This is a genomic window from Nocardia sp. NPDC059236 (assembly GCF_042754085.1).
Lineage (GTDB): Bacteria > Actinomycetota > Actinomycetes > Mycobacteriales > Mycobacteriaceae > Nocardia.
On sequence record NZ_JBHZAF010000041.1, the window covers coordinates 1 to 21,616 of the forward strand.

Annotated in this window: 20 protein-coding genes and 1 pseudogene; 11 read left to right on the plus strand and 10 right to left on the minus strand. The window is 67.5% G+C overall.

The features are described from left to right. Nucleotides 1-114 precede the first annotated feature (114 nt). The 3 genes from ACFXIV_RS46390 to ACFXIV_RS46400 all read left to right on the plus strand — a co-directional run bounded on the left by ACFXIV_RS46390 (nt 115) and on the right by ACFXIV_RS46400 (nt 2,495). The gene (locus tag ACFXIV_RS46390) at nt 115-480 is read left to right on the plus strand and encodes a hypothetical protein (protein WP_379404282.1); all 366 of its coding nucleotides are present in this window, start codon (nt 115-117) and stop codon (nt 478-480) included. Nucleotides 481-600: 120 nt separating this feature from the next. Next, the gene (locus ACFXIV_RS46395; RefSeq protein ID WP_379404284.1) at nt 601-1,884 is read left to right on the plus strand and encodes a GDSL-type esterase/lipase family protein; all 1,284 of its coding nucleotides are present in this window, start codon (nt 601-603) and stop codon (nt 1,882-1,884) included. Nucleotides 1,885-1,997: 113 nt separating this feature from the next. Next, nucleotides 1,998-2,495, plus strand: coding sequence for a hypothetical protein (locus tag ACFXIV_RS46400; RefSeq protein WP_379404286.1), 498 nt, complete (start codon nt 1,998-2,000; stop codon nt 2,493-2,495). A gap of 476 nt (nt 2,496-2,971) precedes the next feature. Here the strand turns inward: ACFXIV_RS46400 and ACFXIV_RS46405 are convergent, their stop codons facing one another. The 4 genes from ACFXIV_RS46405 to ACFXIV_RS46420 form a co-directional block, all read right to left on the minus strand. After that, entirely contained in the window at nt 2,972-3,838 is an 867-nt protein-coding gene (locus ACFXIV_RS46405) for a MinD/ParA family protein (protein ID WP_379404287.1), read from the minus strand. A 348-nt stretch (nt 3,839-4,186) separates the two neighbouring features. Next, nucleotides 4,187-4,492, minus strand: a complete 306-nt coding sequence (locus ACFXIV_RS46410) for a hypothetical protein (RefSeq protein WP_379404289.1) — start codon at nt 4,490-4,492, stop codon at nt 4,187-4,189. Between the two features lie 73 nt (nt 4,493-4,565). Beyond that, nucleotides 4,566-6,941 carry a beta-glucosidase gene (locus tag ACFXIV_RS46415; RefSeq protein WP_379404291.1) on the minus strand — a complete coding sequence of 792 codons (2,376 nt, stop codon included), beginning with the start codon at nt 6,939-6,941 and terminating at the stop codon, nt 4,566-4,568. Beyond that, a complete protein-coding gene (locus tag ACFXIV_RS46420) occupies nt 6,938-7,783 on the minus strand; it encodes an alpha/beta fold hydrolase (protein WP_379404293.1) in 846 nt (281 codons plus the stop codon). Before ACFXIV_RS46420 ends, ACFXIV_RS46415 begins: the two co-directional genes overlap by 4 nt. Nucleotides 7,784-7,933: 150 nt before the next feature. Between ACFXIV_RS46420 and ACFXIV_RS46425 the strand changes: the two genes are divergently transcribed. Next, complete coding sequence (locus tag ACFXIV_RS46425) at nt 7,934-8,533, plus strand: TetR/AcrR family transcriptional regulator (RefSeq protein ID WP_379404295.1); 600 nt, start codon at nt 7,934-7,936, stop codon at nt 8,531-8,533. Nucleotides 8,534-8,581: 48 nt separating this feature from the next. Here ACFXIV_RS46425 and ACFXIV_RS46430 read toward each other — a convergent pair whose 3' ends face one another. Together ACFXIV_RS46430 and ACFXIV_RS46435 are read right to left on the minus strand one after the other, a co-directional pair. Beyond that, a complete protein-coding gene (locus ACFXIV_RS46430) occupies nt 8,582-8,974 on the minus strand; it encodes an NUDIX domain-containing protein (RefSeq protein WP_379404296.1) in 393 nt (130 codons plus the stop codon). A gap of 32 nt (nt 8,975-9,006) precedes the next feature. Beyond that, complete coding sequence (locus ACFXIV_RS46435; RefSeq protein WP_379404298.1) at nt 9,007-9,501, minus strand: hypothetical protein; 495 nt, start codon at nt 9,499-9,501, stop codon at nt 9,007-9,009. 257 nt (nt 9,502-9,758) lie between these two features. Here ACFXIV_RS46435 and ACFXIV_RS46440 point away from each other — a divergent pair, with 257 nt between their 5' ends. Continuing rightward, a complete protein-coding gene (locus tag ACFXIV_RS46440; protein ID WP_379404300.1) occupies nt 9,759-11,903 on the plus strand; it encodes a protein kinase in 2,145 nt (714 codons plus the stop codon). A 108-nt stretch (nt 11,904-12,011) separates the two neighbouring features. On the opposite strand, the gene ACFXIV_RS46445 is transcribed toward ACFXIV_RS46440, so the two are convergent. From ACFXIV_RS46445 to ACFXIV_RS46455, 3 genes are read right to left on the minus strand one after another with little or no spacing between them, the layout of a single operon-like run. Next, entirely contained in the window at nt 12,012-13,976 is a 1,965-nt protein-coding gene (locus ACFXIV_RS46445; protein WP_379404302.1) for an acetoacetate--CoA ligase, read from the minus strand. Continuing rightward, entirely contained in the window at nt 13,973-14,719 is a 747-nt protein-coding gene (locus ACFXIV_RS46450; protein WP_379404334.1) for a 3-hydroxybutyrate dehydrogenase, read from the minus strand. Before ACFXIV_RS46450 ends, ACFXIV_RS46445 begins: the two co-directional genes overlap by 4 nt. A gap of 17 nt (nt 14,720-14,736) precedes the next feature. Continuing rightward, complete coding sequence (locus tag ACFXIV_RS46455; RefSeq protein ID WP_379404303.1) at nt 14,737-16,131, minus strand: MFS transporter; 1,395 nt, start codon at nt 16,129-16,131, stop codon at nt 14,737-14,739. 140 nt (nt 16,132-16,271) lie between these two features. Here ACFXIV_RS46455 and ACFXIV_RS46460 point away from each other — a divergent pair, with 140 nt between their 5' ends. The 3 genes from ACFXIV_RS46460 (at nt 16,272) to ACFXIV_RS46470 (ending at nt 18,630) form a co-directional block, all read left to right on the plus strand. Continuing rightward, nucleotides 16,272-17,171, plus strand: a complete 900-nt coding sequence (locus ACFXIV_RS46460) for a LysR family transcriptional regulator (protein WP_379404304.1) — start codon at nt 16,272-16,274, stop codon at nt 17,169-17,171. Between the two features lie 273 nt (nt 17,172-17,444). Continuing rightward, nucleotides 17,445-17,861: a nuclear transport factor 2 family protein gene (locus tag ACFXIV_RS46465; RefSeq protein WP_379404306.1), complete on the plus strand. Its 417-nt coding sequence runs from the start codon at nt 17,445-17,447 to the stop codon at nt 17,859-17,861. Between the two features lie 154 nt (nt 17,862-18,015). Further along, entirely contained in the window at nt 18,016-18,630 is a 615-nt protein-coding gene (locus tag ACFXIV_RS46470; protein ID WP_379404308.1) for a class I SAM-dependent methyltransferase, read from the plus strand. Between the two features lie 189 nt (nt 18,631-18,819). On the opposite strand, the gene ACFXIV_RS46475 is transcribed toward ACFXIV_RS46470, so the two are convergent. Continuing rightward, entirely contained in the window at nt 18,820-19,236 is a 417-nt protein-coding gene (locus ACFXIV_RS46475; RefSeq protein ID WP_379404310.1) for a DoxX family protein, read from the minus strand. Between the two features lie 244 nt (nt 19,237-19,480). Between ACFXIV_RS46475 and ACFXIV_RS46480 the strand changes: the two are divergent. From ACFXIV_RS46480 to ACFXIV_RS46490, 3 genes and pseudogenes are all read left to right on the plus strand, one after another. Continuing rightward, a pseudogene (locus ACFXIV_RS46480) lies at nt 19,481-19,966 on the plus strand (SDR family NAD(P)-dependent oxidoreductase); the annotation flags it as partial. A 55-nt stretch (nt 19,967-20,021) separates the two neighbouring features. Further along, nucleotides 20,022-20,252, plus strand: a complete 231-nt coding sequence (locus ACFXIV_RS46485) for an SDR family oxidoreductase (protein WP_379404336.1) — start codon at nt 20,022-20,024, stop codon at nt 20,250-20,252. 274 nt (nt 20,253-20,526) lie between these two features. Continuing rightward, nucleotides 20,527-21,345, plus strand: a complete 819-nt coding sequence (locus ACFXIV_RS46490) for a class I SAM-dependent methyltransferase (RefSeq protein WP_379404312.1) — start codon at nt 20,527-20,529, stop codon at nt 21,343-21,345. Nucleotides 21,346-21,616: the final 271 nt, after the last annotated feature.

Here is a 21,616-nt window from a genome sequence, read left to right on the forward strand (position 1 = left end):
TGGCTCTACCGAAGTGAGTTTCACCCCGGCAACCCACGCGGCTTTGCAGAACGAGGCCTCCGGCCCCAACTCAGTGGGCCCTCATACCGTCTAGCGCTGCCCGCGGATGGAGCGGTGAGCTGGACCGCGCACGCCGACCTTGCCGACGCCGCCGCGGCGATCCTCGCCGAGGAAGGTCGATTCGACGGTCCCACACCGCCATTGACCGCCGCACAGGCCGTGGACTTCGACGAGGTCGCCGCCCTCGCCTCCGAGCTCACGGGCCGAACCATCAAGCGCGTCACCGTTTCCGACGAGGAATTCCGGCAGCAGATGGTGAGCTACGGCGTCCCGCTATGGCAGGCGGACATGATGGTGGATATCTTCGCCGCCGCCCGAGCCGGTGAATTCGCCACGGTCGACCCGACATTGGCGGAGTTGATCGGCCGCGAGCCGATCGGCTTCGATACGGTGCTGCGCGAGGCATTGTCGGTGAGCTGATCTTCTTGCCGAAAACTCTGTAAGGAATTACAGGGATTGCTAGGGTCGGCCAGCATGACACCGCGATGCCGCCCAACCTTTCCGTCTGGTCTCGCACACGCCGGCAGGAGGGGTGGCGCGGTGACGGTGGCGATGCTGGCGGCCATGGCCTGGCACGGGATCGTTCCGGCTGCGGCCGAGCCACCCGCAGGCGAGGCGGGCGATGGCGCGCACTGGGTGAGCAGTTGGATGGCGGCGCCGTCGGATTCGTTCGGCGTCGTGGATCCGTCCGAGGCGCCGCAGCTGCACCTGTCCGACCAGACCTACCGGCTGATCGCGACCCCGCATCGGGGCGGCGCGACGGTGCGGATCCACCTCACCAACCGCACCCGCCCCACGCCGGTCGAGTTCGCTCATGTGACCATTGCCAAGCAGTCCGAAGGCGCTGCGGTACAGCCGGAATCCATGCGCGAGGTGACCTTCGACGGCAGCCCGAGCGTAACGGCCGCGGCGTGGGGTGAGGTCGTGAGCGATCCGGTCGATCTGTCCTTCGGCGCTTTCGAGTCCCTGGCCGTGAGCGTCTACGTCGCCGGCCCGGACGTCCTGCCCACCGAGCATTTCGACGCGAACGCCACCAGTTTCTACAGTCTCCCGTTCGCCGGAGACACGGCCGGCGACCCCGCCGGGGCGAGTCTGCCGCTGCACACCACCTCGATGCCGTTCCTGTCCGGTCTCGATGTCCGAGCGCCAGGAACGGTGAGCGCCATTGTCGCCCTGGGTGATTCGATCACCGACGGCTACGTCGCCTCGAACTTCCTGGGCCTCCCGCAGGACCCCGGCGTGGTCGACCGTGCCCAGCGCTACCCCGACTTCCTGCAGCGGCGGCTCGATCAGGCCGGTCTGCCCTACAGCGTCGTCAATGCCGGCATCTCCGGAAACCGGGTCACCAGAGACGGATTCATCCCCCAGTTCGGTCCCGCCGCCACCTCCCGGCTCCAGCACGATGTGCTCGACCAGCCCGGCGTCACCGACGTCATCATCCTCGAGGGCATCAACGACCTGGGCATCCCGATCGGCGCCGACTACAACCAGCTGGTCAGCGGCTACACCGAGCTCATCGACCGACTCCACGCCGCCGGTCTGCGAGTCCACCTCGGCACCATCCTGCCCGCCGCCAACGCCCTCAACGACGGCATCCTCACCTTCCCCACCGCCGACCCCGTTCGCCGGCAACTGAATTCCTGGATCCGCGGGCAGCAGCTCGCCGACAGCGTCATCGACTTCGATGCCGCCCTCCGCGACCCGGCCGACCCCTCCGTCCTGGCCCCGCGCTATGCGGGCCCCGACAACCTCCACCCGAACGCGGCCGGATACCAGGCCATGGCCGATGCCATCGACCTCACCACCTTCGGCGGCCAGGGCTGATAATTCGCCGCATTACATCGAGAGACAATCGCATTCGGAAATGCCACCCCATGGATTCGCGACCGCCAGTTCGATTGCCACACAAATGGTCTCGGTTAGATTACGATGATCTTGTGAGTTATCCGATTCCGTCGGCGAAGTTGTTGCTGGAGAGCCGCCTGCGGATGGTGCTCGACGGCAGCCCCTACACCGTGCGCTCGGTCCACGACGGCCTGCGGGTCGAACGGCCCTACGACAAGCACCGCACCCGGACCCCTTACAGCTATTCCCTGCGGCTCAATGAAAAGCACAGCCGAGCACAGTTCTTCCGGTATTACTGGCCCAACAGCGAGGGCGAGGCCCCGCACCACTGGAACCGCGATCCCGACCGGATCGGCGAGTCCATCAAATCGGAACTGGCCACGATGGGATGGCAACTCGGCCGCAGCCCCGCGGAATGGCTCTCCGCCATCCTCGGCACGGTCATCTGGCTGGCGGTCCCGGGCACCATTGCCGCATTCTCCGGCCAGACCTGGTTCCTCGCAGTGTTCGGTTCGGTCCTCCTCGCGGTCGGCATCGTCATCGTCGTCGGGGCAGTCGTTCTACTGCGCCGATCACGTACCCGAGTGTGATCCCGGGGCCGGGCTGCGCCTGACCGTCCAGAACATCCAGGATCCGGCCCCCAGCGTGAGTGCGATGAAGGTCGCCATTCCGATCAGCGCCGCGATTGCCCCCGGCCCGGTGGCCCCACCCCCGCTCGCCTCGATCAGGAAACCTGCGGCTACCGGCCCGATGAGCACCAGGCCGAGGGCCGTCAGCAGGAATGCGACGTATGTCGCTCCCGCCGGCAATCGTGTTCTCGCTGCCGAACGCGCATGTCCCCCACCATCAACCTGCCGCTGTAACCGCCGAGCATTCGTCATATGCCCTCGAATCCATGTCTCGTGAGATGCATTCGAACAGGGAATTACGCCAACATCGTGAACTTCTCAGCGGCTGCACCGCAATCGAACGGTCATCGCCACCTCGAATGCGTTCATGGCCTAATCCTGCCAGCAAGAGCCGCGCCGACGGATCAAGCCGCACAGGCATTTCGAAATGTCGGATACTAGCGGAGCAGGTTCACGAGTCGGCGGTAGGCGGCGCGGGTGGGTGGCGCCAGGCGGCGCCAGCTGATGGGGCCGCCGGAACCCAGGTGAGCGTCATAGGGGATTTCGGCGACCGCCCGGACCACGTCGCCGAGATATTTGCGGACGTGTTCGGTGACGAGCGGCCCGTCCTTCGGGTGCTGACGCGTGACGACGATGACCGCTTCGGCCAGGTGGTATTGGCTGTAGTTGTCGTCGAGCCAGATCAGCGCGGGTTTGAGCCGATTCACGGCGTCGGGGCGGGCGGCGAGGGTGATCACCAGCGAGATCCGGGAGTCCGACAGCAGCGGGGCGACCATGCGGTTGGTGACGGGCGCGCCGCCGTCGTAGACGGGCAGGCAGCCGGCTTCGACCAGGTCGCGATGCACCGACGAGTAGGTCTCGCGGCGGGGCAGCGCCTCGGGGCCGCGGGGCAATACGCCTACGCCGGAGCTGTTTTCGCCGCAGCTGTCGATCACGGTGGACGGCAGGCTGCGGTGGGTCATGCTCAGCCAGGACTGGACGGTCCCCGCGGCATCGATGGTGTCGCACCCGCGGGCGGCCAGGTCGCCGCCGGTGGTGGTGGCATCGACGACGATCGGCGAGTGTTCGCCATAGTCGTAGGCGGCCGCGCCCGCGATGCCCAGCGCGGTGGTGGTCGCGCCGGAGCCGCCGGAGCTGCCCAGAACGAGAACGGGTGGCAGGTCGGCCCACAGCAGGTAGCCGTTGCGCGGCTGCATGCGCACCATGTCGGTGGGCGCCCCGGGCGGGGCCGGGCGCAACAGCAGGGAAAGGTCGGTGGGAGTGGAAGAAAGAGCGGCGGGATGTTCCGGGAAATTTTCGGACACTCTAGATTCCTTTGGTGCGAGCGGCAGACGATGCTACGGAATCTTCTGGTCACCACGTCGCGGAGGACGGCTACGCCGGCGTCATCCATCGCGTGCACGATCGGTGGCGCAGCCGGCCCCTGTCATTTCGCCGTCAACACCCCCACCGCGTCGACGAGCGGCCCCTGCGCCTCGACAACTTCGCTGAAGCCTCGAGTTCTGTCCCCCGGATACCCCCTACCCGCCTAGCTGTCGATCAAGAGTGCAAAAGGGTTGCCGTGCAGCCCCTTTCAGTGTGGCCAGATATTACCTGATCTTGGCATGCAAGCAGGAATATCCATAGCCCCACCGAAACTCCGGCACTGAATGTCAGCGCACCGCCCGAATCGGCACAACCGCGGCCGCCCCCAGCACCGAAAGCAGGCCACCGACCAGGAATAGGGGCGGGTACCCGCCGAAGCAAACCACCGCCGACGCCACCACGAGACCGAGGTTGGCGACCTTCGACGCGGCATCGATGTGCTCGATCTGCAGCGGCAGCAGGACACTGCCGACACCGATGTACGGCGCGTACATCGCGGCGTTCCCGGCGAACAGCAGCGGCAGCAGGCCGCGGGTGGGCGTCGTCCGGGTGGAGGGGACGGTGCCGACGGCGTCGGCTTCGGAATGAGCCACGGGTTGTCCAGAGCGTGCGAAAGAGCACGGGTTCCGGCCGTGGTGCGGCCGGAACCCGTTGCGGTCGAGGCGATCAGCCGATGTCGGCGGTGAGGGGGAGGGCGGTCACCGAGGTGCCGACGTGCAGGGTGAAGGTGCCGGGTTCGATGGCCCAGCCCTGATCGGTCCAGTGCTCGAAGGAGCGCTTGGGCACGTCGATGGTGGCGGTGACGGATTCACCCGGGTTCGCCTCCACCACCGCGAATCCGGCCAGCCACCGCACCGGACGGTCGATGTCGCTGTGCTCGCGCGACAGATACGCCTGCACGACCTGACGCCCCCGGCGGCTACCGGTATTGCGGACGGTGACGGTCGCCGTCCGGCCGGACACCGTCAGTTCGTCGAGCTCCCAGGTGGTGTAGCCGAGACCGTGGCCGAACGGATAGGCCGGGGCCACACCCGATTTCAGCCAGGCGCGGTAGCCGATGTGAATGCCCTCGCCGTAGGGCAGCGCATTGTCGGGTGCGGGCTTGGTGTCGAGCACGGGCACGTCGGCCATCGTGTCGGGCCAGGTGGTGGGCAGACGGCCGCCGGGTTCGGCGGCGCCGGTGAGCACGTCGGCGAGCGCCGCGCCGAATTCCTGCCCGGGGAACCACGCGAGTAGCACGGCCGCGACGTCGTCGCGCCACGGCATCTCCACCGGCGAACCGGAGTTCACCACCACGATGGTGCGCGGGTTCACCGCGGCGACCGCGGCGACCAGATCGTCCTGCCTGCCGGGCAGCCGCAGCGTGGTGCGGTCGAAGCCTTCGGATTCGATCCGCTCGGTCGTGCCGACGACCACCACCGCCACCTCGGAGGTCCGCGCCAATTCGACTGCGGCAGCGAACTCTTCGTCGTCCGATCGGCGCGGACGGCCGACCGCGTAGGTGATGCCCAGGGCAGGGAAGCCGTTGTCCGGCATCATGCGCACCAGCACGTCGACCTCCTGCCCCTCGGCGAGGGTGCGAGTCACGAACCGCTGCGGCGGATTCAGCAGCATCTCGACCGGATCGGCGCCAGCAAGCATCACGGTCTCCTCGAGCACCTGCTCACCGTCCAGTGTCAGGGTCAGGGTGCCCACACCGGCGAACCCGATGCGCCACTCCCCCGCCACGTCCGCCCGCAGTCGTCCGCGCAGCTCGATGGCCTTGGCCTGCAGGGCATTCGGGTTGCCGAAGAGCATGAGGCTGCCCGCCCGCCGATGCTCGGTATCCAGCACGGCGTCGCCGTCGAGGTACCGCAGCGACAACCCCGGCTCGCCGGTCTCGGGGTCGGTGACCAGGTCCAGCGGAACCGGAATCATGTTCTCGCTCAGGTGCACACCCGGTGTGTGGACCACCGGCAGCACCTCCGACAGCCCCTGCAGCGGGGAGGTGGTGTGCGCCGGAATCACGGTCGCACTGCCGCCGCCCATGAAACGCGGTTCGGCGGCGGCGGATCCGAGCAGCGCCACCTGCGCGGGCTTACCGAGCGGCAGGGTGCCGTCGTTGGCGGCGAGCACCATGGCCTTGGCCGCGGCCTCGCGCACCAGGCGCTGCGATGCCTCGTCGCTGAAGGTCGGAACGGGCTTGGGCGTTCCGTTCAACGCGCCGACCCGGACGGCGAATCGCAGAATGCGCCGCACCTTCTCGTCGATCGCGGACTCGGGCACCTCGCCCTTGCGGACGGCCGCTTCCAGCGGCGCGCCCCACAGCTCCCACGGACCGGGCATGGCCAGGTCGTTGCCCTTGGCCGCGCCGAGGGTGGAGCGCACCGCGGTCCAGTCCGACACCACCACGCCGTCGAAGCCCCACTCCCCCTTCAACGGTTCGTCGAGCAGGTCGTTCTCGCTCATGGTGACGCCGTTGACCGAGTTGTAGGCGGCCATGATCATCCACGCGCCCGCCTCGACGGACCGCTCGAACGGGTACAGGTACAGCTCCCGCAGGGTCCGCTCGTCCGCGACCACATTCGCGGTGAACCGCTCGGTCTCGGAGTCATTGGCGACGTAGTGTTTCGGGCACGCGCTCACCCCGTGCGCCTGCACCGCCCGTACGTAGGCGTCGGCGATCTCGGCGGTCAGCATCGGGTCCTCGGAGAAGCATTCGAAATGCCTTCCGCCGAGCGGGGATCGGTGCAGATTGATGGTCGGCCCGAGCACCGCGTACACATCCTTGCGGCGGGCCTCGGCGGCGATGAGCGCGCCGATCTCGGTGAGCAGGTCGCGATCCCAGGTGGCGGCCAGGGCGGTGCCCGAGGGCAGGCTGACCGAGGGGTCGCGCTCGTCCCACTGCTCGCCGCGCACGCCGGACGGGCCGTCGGAGACCGGCATCTCGGCCAGCCCGATGCCCGGTTCGCCCGCGAAGCGGAAAAAACCCGCGCCCGAGATCAGGCGAATCTTGGCGGGAAGATCCAGCTTCCCGAGGAGGTCGTCGATGACGTCGGTCATTCCTGCTCCTTCCAGAAGGTCACCAGGTCCGCGCTGACCTGCGCGGGCACATCCTCGTTCGGCACATGGCCGGAGCCGTGATAGACGGCGGTCTTCGCGTTCAGCTGCTTCGCGAACCGCTCGTGCACCTCGGGCGCCCACAGGTCATTGGTGTCGCCGTAGGCGACCAGCAGCGGCACACCCGAATCCCGCAGCACCGCCGGATCTTTCACCGGCGGCTCGGCCATGCAGGTCAGGATGCCGATGATGTTGGCCTTCTTGGTGCGCAGGATCCGCTCCCGCAGGAACTCCCGGCGCTGCGGCGCGGGCTGCTGGTCGGCCTGGGCCATGACCGCGTTCATCTGCTCCCAGATGACCTCCTGCCCACCGGCTTCCACCGCCTGCGCGACCAGCAGCGGCGGCGGGAAATCGATGTCGGCGACCGAGGACGGCCCCGACGCCAGCAGGGTGAAGCTGCGGAACCGCTGCGGACGCTCGATCACCGCGACGCGGGCGACGTAGCCGCCGAAGGAATGCCCGACCAGGTGGATGGGCTCGGCCGGCGAGATCTGGTCGACCACGCCCTGCAGGTCGCCGACGAAATCGGCCAGGGTGTACGCCGAAACCTCGTCGGGCCCTTCGGACTCCCACTGCCCGCGCTGGTCGTAGGCGACCGCCCGGTACCCGGCCGCCGCGAGCAGCGGCAGCATCTCCTCGAAGTCCTCCTTGGAGCCGGTGAAGCCCGGCACCAGCAGCGCGGTGCCGCGACGCTCGATCCCGGCGGGCGGCTCGACCTCCCATGCGGCCAGCTTCCCGGCCGCTCCGCGCAGCGTGATCGGCGTGATGATCGGGGCCTGACTCATCGGCAATCCCTTCCCTCGTACTGCCCTGTACGGCTGGCACGAGTGTGCCAGTGGAAATCCAGTTTACCGAGTGGTCACTAGGTACTGTTATCACTTCGTGATCATGGTCCGGTTTTGCCTGATCAACCAGGTTGACTAGTGTCCCACCTCATGACGCCCCACCCCCGACGCCGCAGACGGGGCGACGACCGTCGCGAGCAGATCATCGACGAGGCACTGAAAGCCTTCGCCGACAACGGCTATCGCAGTGCCTCCATCGCCGAGATCGCCGACCGCTGCGGCCTGTCCCAGCCCGGGCTGCTGCACTACTTCCCGAACAAGGCCGCGCTGCTGTCGGCGGTCCTCGACTACCGCGACCGCCTCGACTACGACCGCCTCGGATTCGACCAGCAGTTGCGCGGCAAGGACGCCCTCGTCCGCCTGGCCCAGCTGGTCGAGCACAATATGCACGTGCCCGGGCTGGTCCGGCTGTTCACCGTGCTCACCAGCGAGGCGGTCACCGCCGACCATCCGGCCCACGAATGGGCGCTGAACCGTTACCGCCTGCTCCAGGACTACCTGGCCCGAGCGCTACAGGCGGGCATCGACGACGGCAGCATCCGCAAGGACATCGACCCCGCGGCCATCGCCCGCCAGGTCTTCGCCATGATGGACGGCCTGCAGTTGCAGTGGCTGGTGGATCCCGACACCGTCGACATGGCCGCCCTCTTCCGCGCCTACGTCGACGAACTCATCGCCTACATCTCCTAGCGCGTCATCCGGCATCTCGCAGCGGCTGGTCCGGCATTTCCTATCGCTTCATCCGGCCACCGCGTCGCGGAAGTGGTCGGCGAGATCGAGCCCGGCGACCTGCTCCGGTGTGACCCAGGCATGGTCGTCGTGCTCGTCCGGGTTGAGAATCACCGCGCCACTGCCGTTTTCGCGCACATCGAAGACGCGTGCGTGAATCCGCAGCGGACGGCCGGCCACATCCATCCACTCGTGCGCCGAGCGCTCACCGAGGACCTCGATGGTCAGGCCCGTCTCCTCCGCGACCTCGCGTACCGCGGCCTGTTCGGGTCGCTCCCCCGGCTCGACGCCACCGCCCGGCAGCTCCCACCGCCCGGCCAGGAAAACCCCGGCGGCCCTGCGGATCAGCAGGATCGTGCCGGCGCGTTCGATCCGGCAGTACACCAAATGCTTTTCTTTCACCCGTTGATCATGCGTGAGCCGACGGGGACGGATTACGCGGAGTCCGCCGCGTACTGGTACTTCCCGCGATCGAGTTTGCGGACATTACTGTTGTCGCGCTGCGCCATTCGCCCCAGCGCGACCGCGACGTGGTGGCGGGCGCTGATCGGCAGCTCCACGCCGCGACTCTGGAGCGCGGCGATCACCTCCGCCGGGGTCCAGGTCTGCTCGGGGTGTTCGGCGAGGAAATCGGCCACCACCCGGGGCAGCGAGCGTCCCTGCGACGGCCCGGCCGACTCGCCGGGCTCCGGCACGTCGGTCAGCTGCTCGTCCCGGGCGGTGTCCAGCCAATTCGCGACCGTGAGCAGCTTCGAGCAGGCAGCACGCAATTCGGCTCCGGGCGAACGGATGTCACCGAGGTTGTACATGGCCTGGTAGTAGCGACCGATATTGGTCAGCAGATCGATGGCTTGCTTCTCGGTGTCGGCGACGATGGCTTCGCTGCTGCGACCCGACTGCGCGGCCGCCGCCACTGCTCCCACGTCCACGTCCGACAATCCCCTTCTCTGTTGATCGACAGATGCACGGCTCACCCGACACTAGCCAAGCGTGGTGGCCGAATTGTGAAAGACTACAAGGTCATTGCCGCCCGCGCGTCCCCAACGGCGTTTCGTGTGACCGGAATGCCGGGTTCACTCTGCGAGAAGCGCTGGTTACGCGGTCCCGCCCGATCGTCGCGGGGCCGCCCACCCGCACCCGACACGCTGAACGTTTCGGTGCGGGCGCGTGGCGCGATATTCACTCCGTGGGGAGCACGCTCGAACCAGGCGAGGTCTTCGCCGGCTACCAGATCCTGCGGAAACTGGGGGCCGGCGGGATGGGCGCGGTCTATCAGGCGCGCGATCGGGACCTGCCGCGATTCGTGGCTCTGAAGCTACTGACGCTGCCCGGCGGCGAGTCGCAGCACCGGGTGCGGTTCCGGCGGGAAGCCGATACCGTTGCGCGGCTGCAGCATCCGAACATCGTCACGGTGTACGCGCGCGGCGAGGAGGACGACCGGCTGTGGATCTCCATGACCTTCGTCGACGGCACCGATGTGGCGCGGGCGCTGCGGCCGGGAGCCATGCACCCGGCCCGGGCGGTGCGAATCATCGCCGAGACCGCCGCCGCGCTCGATCACGCGCACGACACCGGGATTCTGCACCGGGATGTGAAACCGGCGAACATCCTGCTCTCCGACGGGCGGCCGGAACGGGCGCTGCTCACCGACTTCGGCATCGCCAAGACGCTCGACGAGAGCAGGCAGCTGACCCAGCGCGGCGAGATCCTGGCCAGCTTCCAGTACGCCGCCCCCGAGCGGCTGACCCGGCCGGGCGAGGCCGATCGACGCGCCGACGTCTATTCCCTGGGCTGCACGCTCTATCACATGCTGACCGGGCAGCCGCCGTACCCGGGACAGAACGTCGGCCAGATCATCTACGGACACGCGTACGAGGCGGTGCCGGTGCCGTCGGAGCGAAACCCCGGTCTACCACGGGGTTTCGACGAGCTCATCGCGCGCGCCATGGCCAAGGATCCCGGCCGGCGCTTCGGCACCTGCACCCAGATGGCATGGTCGGCGCAACAGATCCTCCGCCAGCCCGCGCCACCCCTGACCGGGCCCCCACCGGCCACCATCGATCTCAGCGGACCGAGACCCGCTGCGACGCAACCCAGACCGGCCGCCACCACCCTGCCACCCGCGCCCGCCCCCACCCATCCTGTCTCCACCCACCCGCCCTCCACCCCTCCGGCCCCCACCGGCACCGGACCGACCACCACGGTGTCTACTCGAACCGGACCGACCCCGATGCCCAATCGAACCGGCCCGATACCGGCGCCCAGTCGAGTCGACCCGACATCGGCACCCGCGCGAACCAGCCCGACACCGGCGCCTACTCGAACCGGCTCGACACCGATACTCGCGCAAACCTCTCCGGCTCCCGCGCCTGCGCGTACAGAGCCCCCAACTGGACTCGCTCGAACTGACCCGACACTTATGCCCATTCGAAGCGGCCCGGCACCGCTGTCCGCGCGAAGGGCTCCGGCCCCTATGCCTACGCGAACTGAGTCCCCAACCGGGCCCGCGCGGATCGGCCCGCCACCTGCGCCTACACATCCGGTATCCGAGCCCGGACCGTCCGAGTGGGTCGAGCGGGACCGCATCGGTATCAGCACGCCCCTGCATGGCAGGCGCGGCAGCGGGTTACGCATTCTCATGGCGCTGCTCCTGGTCGTCGCCCTGGCGGCGGTCGGGTACCTGCTGGTGTGGATCGGCTATGAGCGCCAGGACCTCACACCGATGGCGACAACTGCACCAATGACCACGACGACCTTTCCGGCGGTCACAACCACATCGCCCGTTGCCTATGCCGAACCAACTCCGACCAGTCAGGTCGTGATCCCGCCGGTCACAACGCCGTACACGTCTCCGGTCACTTCATACCCACCCAAAACCATTGCGGTGCCGGATGTGGTCGATACCGCGATCGCGCAGGCGAAGGCACAGTTGGAGAAGGACGGCTTCGTTGTGCAGCAGGCCGAGCGCGAGGACAAACGGACGAAAGGGACTGTGGTGGCACTGGACCCGGCTGCAGGCACAGTGAAGGCGGTCGGTTCCACGGTGACCGTGTACGTCTCGACCGGCGCGGCCACCATCACCCTGCCGACCCTGACCAATCTGACACCCGCGGCCGTGACCACCACGCTGCAAGCCCTCGGCTGGCACGGAACCGTGCAGCAATCCACCGTGAAGGTCACCGATCCCGCGAAGGTCGGCAAGGTGGTCGGCCAGAATCCGGCGGCGGGCACCGCGGTCGCCGTCGACGCGACGGTGACCATCACGGTCGGCGAGATCGGCACGTCCACCCCGGTGAGCTCATCGATCCCCAGCACTTCATATAGCCGGTGAGGTGACCTCGTACGCCGGTGAGTTGACGTCGTATCCCGGTGAGTTGACGTCGCGCGCGCCGGTATTCGGCCGAGCCGCGCCCACGCCGACCCGGAATCGCTATGTCAGCTAGGCAGGCGATTGCCCGAGATACCAGGACAGCAGGCCGGGGTCGTCGACCGCGGCGGGGTCGACGACGCGACCGGGGTCTGCGCCCTGTAGCAGGCGTTTGAGCGGGACTTCGAGCTTCTTGCCGGTGCGGGTGTGCGGGATGCCGGGGGCGGCGATGATCACGTCGGGGACGTGGCGCGGCGACAGCGCGGTCCGGATCGTTGCAGCGATCCGCTGCCGCAGCTCGTCGGTGAGCTCGCGTCCCGGGGCGAGCACCACGAACAGGGGCATCCAATAGCCGCCACCCGGCTGTTCGATGCCCAGCACCAGGGATTCGGCGATCTCCCGCAGCGCCTCGACGACCTCGTAGATGTCGGCGCTGCCCATGCGAATACCGTTGCGGTTCAGGGTGGAATCGGACCGCCCGTGCACGATGACGCTGCCGTGCGGTGTGCGGGTGATCCAGTCGCCGTGCCGCCAGACGCCGGGGTACATGTCGAAATAGGCGTCGCGGTAGCGGGCGCCGTCGGGGTCGTTCCAGAACGCGACGGGCATGGAGGGCATCGGCTGCGTGACGATCAGCTCGCCCACCGCATCGTGGACGGAGTGACCGGATTCGTCCCAGGCTTCCAGGGCCACCCCGAGATACGGGCCGGAAAGCTCGCCGGGCCAGACGGGCACGGTCGGGGTGCCGCCCATGAAGGCCGAGACCACATCGGTGCCACCGCTGATCGAGGAGACCGGAACGTCACCGACATTGTCGCGCAACCACATCGACGAGGATGCCGGGAAGGCCGCACCGGTGACGCCGATCTGCCGCAGCGCACGCAGATCGTGGGCGAGCGCCGGACGGGCGCCAGCCTTCTCACAGGCCAGCACGTACCCGGGGCTGGTGCCCAGGACCGTGGCGCGGGTGCGCGCGGCCAACTCCCACAGCGCATCCGGCGCGGGATGGCCCGGACTGCCGTCGTAACAGACGATGGTCGCGCCGGCGAGCAGCCCGGAGACCTGGAAGTTCCACATCATCCAGCTGGGGCTGGTGTACCAGAAGAAGGTGTCGTCCGGCCCGATATCGGAGTGCAGGGCGAGGGCCTTCAGATGCTCCAGCAGCACGCCGCCGTGGCCGTGCACGATGCCCTTGGGCTTGCCGGTGGTGCCGGAGGAGTAGAGCACCCAGAGCGGATGCTCGAAATCGACGGGCTCGGTGGCGCGCACGGGCGATTGCGGCGCGAACAGATCCTCGGTGGCGTCGTTCCAGTCCAGGACGTCGGGTAGCGTTCGGCCGAGCCGCGACACCAGCACGGTCCCCCGCAACGAGGGCAAACCGTCACGGAGAGCGGCTATTTCGGCGATCTTGTCGTGCGCCTTGCCGCCGTAGCGGTAGCCATCGGCGGTGATGAGCACGACCGGCTCGAGCTGGCCGAGGCGGTCGAGCGCCGCCCCGGCCGTGTAGTCCTGTCCGCACGCGCTCCAGACGGCGCCGATACTCGCGGTGGCCAGGAAGGCGATCACGGCTTCGGGAATGTTCGGCAGGTAGCCCGCCACCCGGTCGCCGCGACCGACACCCAATTCGCGCAGTGAGCGAGCCAGAACCCCGGTGCGGGAGAGCATTTCGGCCCAGGAAAGTTCCCGTAGTGGGCTGTCCTCGCTGAGCGCGATAATCGCGGGCCGGTCGGTACGGGCGTGCCGGATGATCTGGTCGACGTAGTTGACCCGGCTGCCGGGGAACCACCGCGCCCCCGGCATGTCGCTGGAAGCCAGCACCTCGGCGGGCTCCTCGCCGACCTCGAAGTACTCCCACACCGCCCGCCAGAATCCGGCGATGTCGTCCACCGACCAGCGCCACAGCTCCGCGTAGCCCTCGGTGTGAATTCCGTAGCGCCGCTCGACAAACCGACCGAAGTCGGTGATCCGCGCCGCCGCCATAGCGCCCTCGTCCGGCTCCCACTGCGGCACCGCCGCGAACTCCGCGACCTCGGTCATCGGGCGCTCCACCCGCCGTCCATGGTGTAGGAGGCCCCGGTCACCATCCGCGCGGCATCCGATGCGAGCCAGCCGACCAGCGAGGCCACCTCCTCCGGCTCCACCAGCCGCTTGATCGCGTTGTCGGTCAGCATGATCCGCTCCACCACCTGCTGCTCGGGGATGCCGTGCGTCGTGGCCTGATCGGCGATCTGCTTGTCCACCAGCGGGGTTCGCACGTAGCCGGGATTCACGCAGTTGCTGGTCACCCCGTGCGGCCCGCCCTCGAGGGCTGTCACCTTCGACAGCCCTTCCAGCGCGTGCTTGGCGGTCACATAGGCCGATTTGAACGCCGAGGCCCGCAGCCCGTGCACCGACGAGAGATTGATGATCCGGCCGTACCCCTGGGCGTACATGTGCGGCAGGGCCGCGCGGGTGAGCAGGAACGGGGCCTCGACCATGAGCCGCTGCATCATGCGGAACCGTTCCGGCGGGAAGTCGGTGATCGGGCTGACAGTCTGGACTCCGGCATTGTTCACCAGGATGTCGGCCTCCAGCCGGAGGTCCTCCAGCGCGGTCACGTCCGACAGATCCACCTGCCATGTCCGCCCGCCGAATTCGGCGGCCACCTTCTCCGCGCCTTCGCCGTCGATATCGGCGACGGTCACCTGCGCGCCATGGGCGGCGAGCTCGCGGGCGCAGGCCGCTCCGATCCCGCTCGCCCCGCCCGTCACCAGTGCCCTGCGTCCCGCCAGTTCACCCAGGGGTCCGGTCGTCTCGGTCATGCCACCTTCACCTCTGCACTAACTTGCGTCGAATTGCGCTGCGCTGCCAGGCTTTCCGCGTCGGCCCGGTCGATGGCCGCCAGGTCCGCGCCCTTGGTCTCGCGGGCGAAGAGCACCGCCACCACGGTCACCGCCGCCGAGGCCGCCAGGTACCAGGCGATCGGCACCGAGGATTTGTAGGACTCCAGCAGCCGCACCGCGATGATGGGCGCGAGCGACCCTGCCACCAGCGAGGTCACCTGATAGCCGAGGGACACACCGGAATACCGCATGCGGGTGGGGAACATCTCGGCCATGATCGCCGGCTGCGCGGAGTACATGAAGGCGTGGAATACCAGGCCGATGATGACCGCGGACAGGATGACCGCGTTGTGCTTGCTGTCCATCATCGGGAAGGCGAAGAAGCCCCAGGTCGCTGCGGCCAGGGCACCGACCAGGTAGACCGGCCGCCGCCCGATGCGATCGCTGAGCCGTCCGACCAGCGGGATGACCAGGAAGTGCACGGTGTGCGCCGCTAGCAGCCACCACAGGATCACCTTGGTGTTCGCTCCCACATGGACTTTCAGATACGTGATGCTGAAAGTGACCACAAGATAATAGAAGACGTTCTCGCCGAACCGAAGTCCCATGGCGGTGAACACACCTCGCGGGTACCGCTTCAGCACCTCGAGCGCACTGAAGGAGTTCGCCTTCTCCTGCTCGGCCAGCTGTTGCGCGGCCACGAAGATCGGCGCGTCGGTGATCTTGGTGCGCACGTAGTAGCCGATCAGGACCACCACCGCCGACAACCAGAAGGCCACCCGCCAGCCCCAGGACAGGAACGCCGCGTCCGACAGTGTCGAGGTCAGCACCAGCAGCACGATGGTGGCGAGCATATTGCCCACCGGCACCGCCGCCTGCGGCCACGACGCCCAGAACGCACGGCTGCGGCTCGGACTGTGCTCGGCGACGAGCAGCACCGCGCCACCCCACTCACCGCCGACCGCGAAGCCCTGGATGAACCGCAGCACCACCAGCAGTACCGGGGCCAGATAGCCGACTTGCCCGAAGGTCGGCAGGCAGCCCATCAGGAAGGTGGCCGCGCCGACCAGGATCAAGCTCAGCTGCAACAGCTTCTTGCGCCCGTACCGGTCGCCGAAGTGGCCGAAGACGATGCCGCCCAAGGGCCGTGCCGCGAAGCCGACCGCGTAGGTGATGAAGGCCGCCAGGATGGCGTCCAGGTCGCTGGTGCCCTTGGCGAAGAACACCTTGTTGAACACCAGCGTCGCCGCGGTGCCGTAGAGGAAGAATTCGTACCACTCGACCACGGTCCCCGCCATGGACGCGGCGACCACGCGCCGTAATCCGGCCAGGCCGCCGCGGGCTTCCGGTTCGGTATCCGGGAGGCTCATCGCGCAACTCCTTCACGCTCGGGCCGCCTCACCCCTCATCTGTGATGCGACCCACATACTTCGATGCCAAGGAGTATTCGTGCACATTCGGCTGCCCGGCAATGACCAGATCCGCAGCCACAATCTGCAAGAATGCAGAAATGAGCGTGACCTCCACCACAACCCGTCTCAGCCCCGACGATCTGCTGGTGCTGCTCGCGGTGGGCCGCACCGGCCGCTACGTCTCGGCGGCGGAGGAACTGGGCATCAACCACACGACCATCTCGCGGCGCATCGCGGCGCTGGAGCAGGCGCTCGGCGGCCGGGTGCTGATTCGCAGTGCGAGCGGATGGGAGCTCACCGATCTGGGCCGGGAGGCGCTCACCGCGGCCGAGGCCATCGAATCCGCGGTCCGCTCGCTGACCTCCGACACCCCGGAACTCGAAGGCGTGGTGCGCATGTCGGCCACCGACGGGTTCAGCGCCTACGTGGCCGCGCCCGCCATCGCGAGGATGCAGCGCCGTCATCCCGGACTGTCGGTCGAGATCGTCACCGCCACCCGGCTGGCGTCGTTGCAGCGGTCGGGCTTCGATATCGAAGTGGTGGTGGGCAAACCGCAGCTGCGCCGCGCCCGCGCCATCGCCCTGGGCGACTACACGCTCGGGCTCTATGCCTCCCATGGCTATCTCGCCGACCACCCCGCCCCGGAAGCTCTCGAAGACCTGTCCCGTCACCCGCTCGTCTACTTCATCGACTCCATGCTCCAGGTCGACGACCTCGACCTGGCGCCCACCTTCGCGCCCGCCATGCGCGAATCCATCTCCTCCACCAATGTTTTCGTGCACGTGGAGGCGACCCGGGCGGCCGCCGGGCTGGGCCTGCTCCCCTGCTTCATGGCCGACCGCCACACCGATCTGGCCCGCGTGCTGCCGGAAATCTCTGTGCGCCTGACCTATTGGCTCGTCGCGCGCCCGGAAACCCTGCGCCGCCCCGAAGTCGCCGCCCTCGTCGAGGCGCTGCGCGAGCAGGTGGACACCCACCGCGACATGCTCATGGGCTGACCCAGCCCACCGGATCACTGACGGCGAACCAGTATCCGAACCACCGGGCTGTTCTGTTCTGCCGATGGGTGGGCAAGTCTCGGTGTGGGTACCGATAGTTGTTGCGGCGCTGGGCTTCATCGGTGTGCTCGGAGCCCAGTTGATCGCCGCGTGGCGAGAGGATCGCTATGGAGCTGGATTCGGTAACCACGCCGCGAATTCACTCACTTGCATCGCGACACCGCGGCCGATTCTCGCCAGCGTGGGCGGTGGGCGTCGATGACCATCGTGAGCATGACAACCGATGCGATGACCACCCTGCGGGCCTTCTATGCGGCCGAGGCCGCCTACCTCACCGAGGGGGCCCAGTTCGAGGAGATGGCTCGGTATCTGGCGCCGGATGTCGTGATGTACCAGGCCTCGAGCCTGCCCTACGGCGGGCAGTGGCACGGGCACGACGGCATACGCGAATTCCTCGCCGCTATGGGAGACAGCTGGGACGGCCTGTGGTTCGACGAGCAGCACTTCCTCAGCGAAGGGGAACGGGTCGTCGCCTACAGCCGAGGCCGGCTGCGTGCCCGCCGCACCGGACGGGTACTGGAAACCTCGCTGCTGCAATGGATCAGCTTCCAGGACGGTCTGATCACCGAATTCCGGCCCTACTATCACGACACCTCGGCGGTCCTGGCCGCTCTGGCCGACAACGCCTGATCACCGGGACACAGGCCCACGATCGTGACGACGCAGCCCGGGTCGAAGGGGCGAGACGGCCTGGGTCGAAGGAGGAACTGGGACCGACCGGTTGGCCTCGGAGCGGCGGTGGCACAGTGGACCGGGCACGGACCCGACCGAGGAGGAGCCATCCATGAACGGACGTACCCCCAGCCGTTGGGAGGAGCTCACCGCTGCCGACCCTGCGCATTCGAAGTGGTACGTGGAGCGGTTCCGGAGATTGGCGGCCGAGGGCGCGGATATCGTCGGGGAGGCGCGGCTGATCGACGCGATGCTCGACCGCGGTAGCCGGGTCCTGGATGCGGGGTGTGGTCCGGGGCGTGTGGGTGGCTACCTGCACGACGCGGGTCACGTCGTGGTCGGCGTCGATGTCGATCCGGTCTTGATCGCTGCCGCAGAGCACGACCATCCCGGCCCGACCTGGATTGTCGGTGATCTCGCCGAACTGGACCTTCCGGCCCGCAACATCACCGCCGACTTCGATGTCATCGTGTGCGCGGGGAACGTGATGACATTTCTGGCGCCCTCCACCCGAGGGGCGGTGCTGGCCGGTTTCGCCCGCAACCTCGCTCCGGGCGGCCGGGTGGTCACAGGTTTCGGAGCCGACCGCGGCTACGAGTTCCCGCAGTTCCTGACCGACGCCGAGAACGCCGGACTCACAGTGGATTTGCAGCTTTCGACATGGGACCTACGCCCATTCACCGACCAGTCCGACTTTCTGGTGGCAGTGTTCTCACGCGCAGACTGAAACCTGCTCAGCCCCAGGAAATCCCAACCCTGATCAGTGAAATTTGCTCCGCTGCAACACCGAACATCCCGCAATTCAGGTCCAGGGCATCCATCTCCGGTGCAGTGGCGCGCGGCCTTGCGGTCGGAGATGCGGGGCATACGAGATGGTCGCGGTGGGCGAATCCCATTCGCCCACCGCGACATTCAGCTACGCCCACTGACCGGGCCGAAGCACGTCCATCCAGTGAGTCGGCCATGTCGCGAGGGCCACGATCACCATGATGACCAGGTGCACCGGTGCCGCGAAACTCTCCTTTGGCCCGTGGTGATTGATGATGTGCGTGACCACGGCGCCGGTCAGCACCAGTATCAGCACCGCGGCGCCGAGGAATCGTGCCTCGTGGAACGGAATCACCAACAGCAGCGCACACACCCCCTCGATCCCGCCGACCACAAACCGGAACCAGGCGGGCCACCCCCACTCCGCGAACTTGATCGAGTACGCGGGCCCGAAAAACGTCGGCCCGGGCCAGAACTTGGTCACCGCCCCCATCATGAACTCGAGGGCGAGGAACCACAGGAAACCGGTCGCGACCCATCCGGGCCAGGTGTGAGCGATAGTCATACCGCCATGACCACCCGCACGGCTGAAATGTGACGCGCCCAGTGTGCAGGCGAGATGGGTTCTCCACCTACGCTCGAATACCGCGGAGAAGGACGCGTAGCCGGCGCTTGACTCGTGCGAGTGGAGCGAGACGATTGTGCCGGGCCGGGTAATGAGCGTGGCGTGATGCCAGCGGCGGGACGGTGCCGGGCATCTCAGGTTGGGACCACCATCACCGCAGATTCTGGATCAAAGGCAGGCGGACATGAGCGACGTCTTCGGAATTGCAGGTAAGACAGCCTTGGTCACGGGCTCGGGGCGGAATATCGGGCGGGCGATCGTGCTCGAGCTGGCCGGCTGCGGCGCGAACGTCATTGTCAACACCCGCAGCGATCAGGGGGAAGCCGACTTGGTGGCCAAAGAAGCCGCGGATCTCGGCGTCGGCTCCCTGGTGGTGATAGGTGACGCCGCCGACAAGGCGACCGTGGAGCGGATGCGGACCCAGGCCGAGGCGACATTCGGCGGCGTGGACATCTACGTCAGCAACGCGGCCCGGCGGCTTTACAAGGACTTCTTCGAGATCACCGATGAGGAATGGCACTACCACCTGAACCAGCAACTCACCGCCTCGTGGTACCTGGCCAAAGCGTTCGTACCCGGCATGCGCGAGCGCGGCTGGGGCCGGGTGGTACACATCAACGGCGAGGACGGCTGGCTGGGCGGCTGGACCCGCGTCCCCCACTCGGTCGGCAAGGGCGGCCTGCACCCTGACCAAGTCGCTGGCCTCCGGGCTGGGCCAGCACGGCATCACCGTCAACGACGTCTCTCTCGGATTCATCGACACCGCCCGCGACGTGCAGACCCACCCCGAGGTCACCCCGGAAAGAACGGAGACTTTCCTCCCGACCATCCCCATCCGACGACAGCCGACGCCCGAGGAACTGGCATGGGCATGCGCCTTCCTGTGCTCGACGCGTTCAGCCGCCATCACCGGTGCGGTTATCCACGTCAATGGCGGTCAATGGATGTTCGGATAACAACGCCAATAGCGATCGTCGCGGCGGAGGGCCTCGGTGCTGGTGTTCCGTTGGTCGGGGGGGTCTTACGGAACACCAGCCGAGGGCGATGCATCAGATGCGACATTCGTCCATCTGATGCAAGCGTCGAATGTGTTGGTCTTTTCTCTTCTTACGTATTAGGTCGGCCGGAGGTTCACACGCGACAGCTCCGGCAAAGGCGAGCAGTCGGTGGTTCGGAACAGGTGTCGGCGGTAGCATCCCGTGCCGTGAGTGGCGATCCGAGGCCGGGTTCGTGACCACGGCCGGACGCGGGGACGCGTCCTTCACCGGGTCGATCCCCGAGATTTACGACAGCCTGCTGGTTCCGATGATCTTCGCGGAACCGGCTCGGCTACTTGCGGAATCGGTGGCCACGGCAGACGCCGTCGACATTCTCGAAACGGCTGCCGGGACCGGGGCGCTGACGAGGGAACTCGCCCGGTTGGGCGGTCACAACATCGTGTCAACCGATCTGAACGAACCCATGGTGACAGCGGCCGCAGCCCGGCTCGTTTCCGAACGGGTGCATTGGCAGGTGGCGGACGCCCAGAGCCTGCCGTTCCCCGACTGCTCCTTCGATGTGGTCGCATGCCAATTCGGTGCAATGTTCCTGCCCGACAAGGTACGCGGATACGCCGAGGCGCTCCGGGTGCTGCGCCCGAATGGCATATTCGCCTTCAATGTCTGGGACCGGATCGAGAACAACGCCGTACCCCTTGTCATCACCGGGGCACTGTGCGCGGCGGCACCCGACGAGCCGCTCGAGTTCTTCCGCCGCACGCCCTACGGATACTTCGACATCGACCGAATCCGCGGCGAACTCGAAACGGCCGGATTCGACCGAATCACCGGTGAATACATCGAGGGTTCCAGCCACTCCACGCCGGAGACCGGTGCGGTGGCGTTCTGCCAGGGAACCCCGCTGCGTGGCGAAATCGAACGCCACTCGTCCCTCGACGTCGAATCCGCAACCGCGATCGCAACCACGGAATTGCGCCGGCGATACGGGCCGGGCGAGTTCGACGCGCCAATCCGATGGCTGCAGATCACAGCCCGGCGGCCAGCCGATTGAGCAGCATTCCGCCGCAACCTGCCCTATGCCGAAACCGACACGCCCACAGCTTCCTCGCCGGCACCGATACCGCCAGAGCGCCATTCGCTCTGCAGCATGGCCCACCCGGCACCGAATCGATCCGATACCTCTGGCCGACGAATTGAGATCAGAGACAACGAAACTCGGCATCGACCGAACCAGGACATGCGCAATCGGCGGCGACTCGAACAGGCCGGCTCGCACCGTCGAGCGGGCGGGCACGCGAGAATTGGGGCGCCGAAGCATCTCA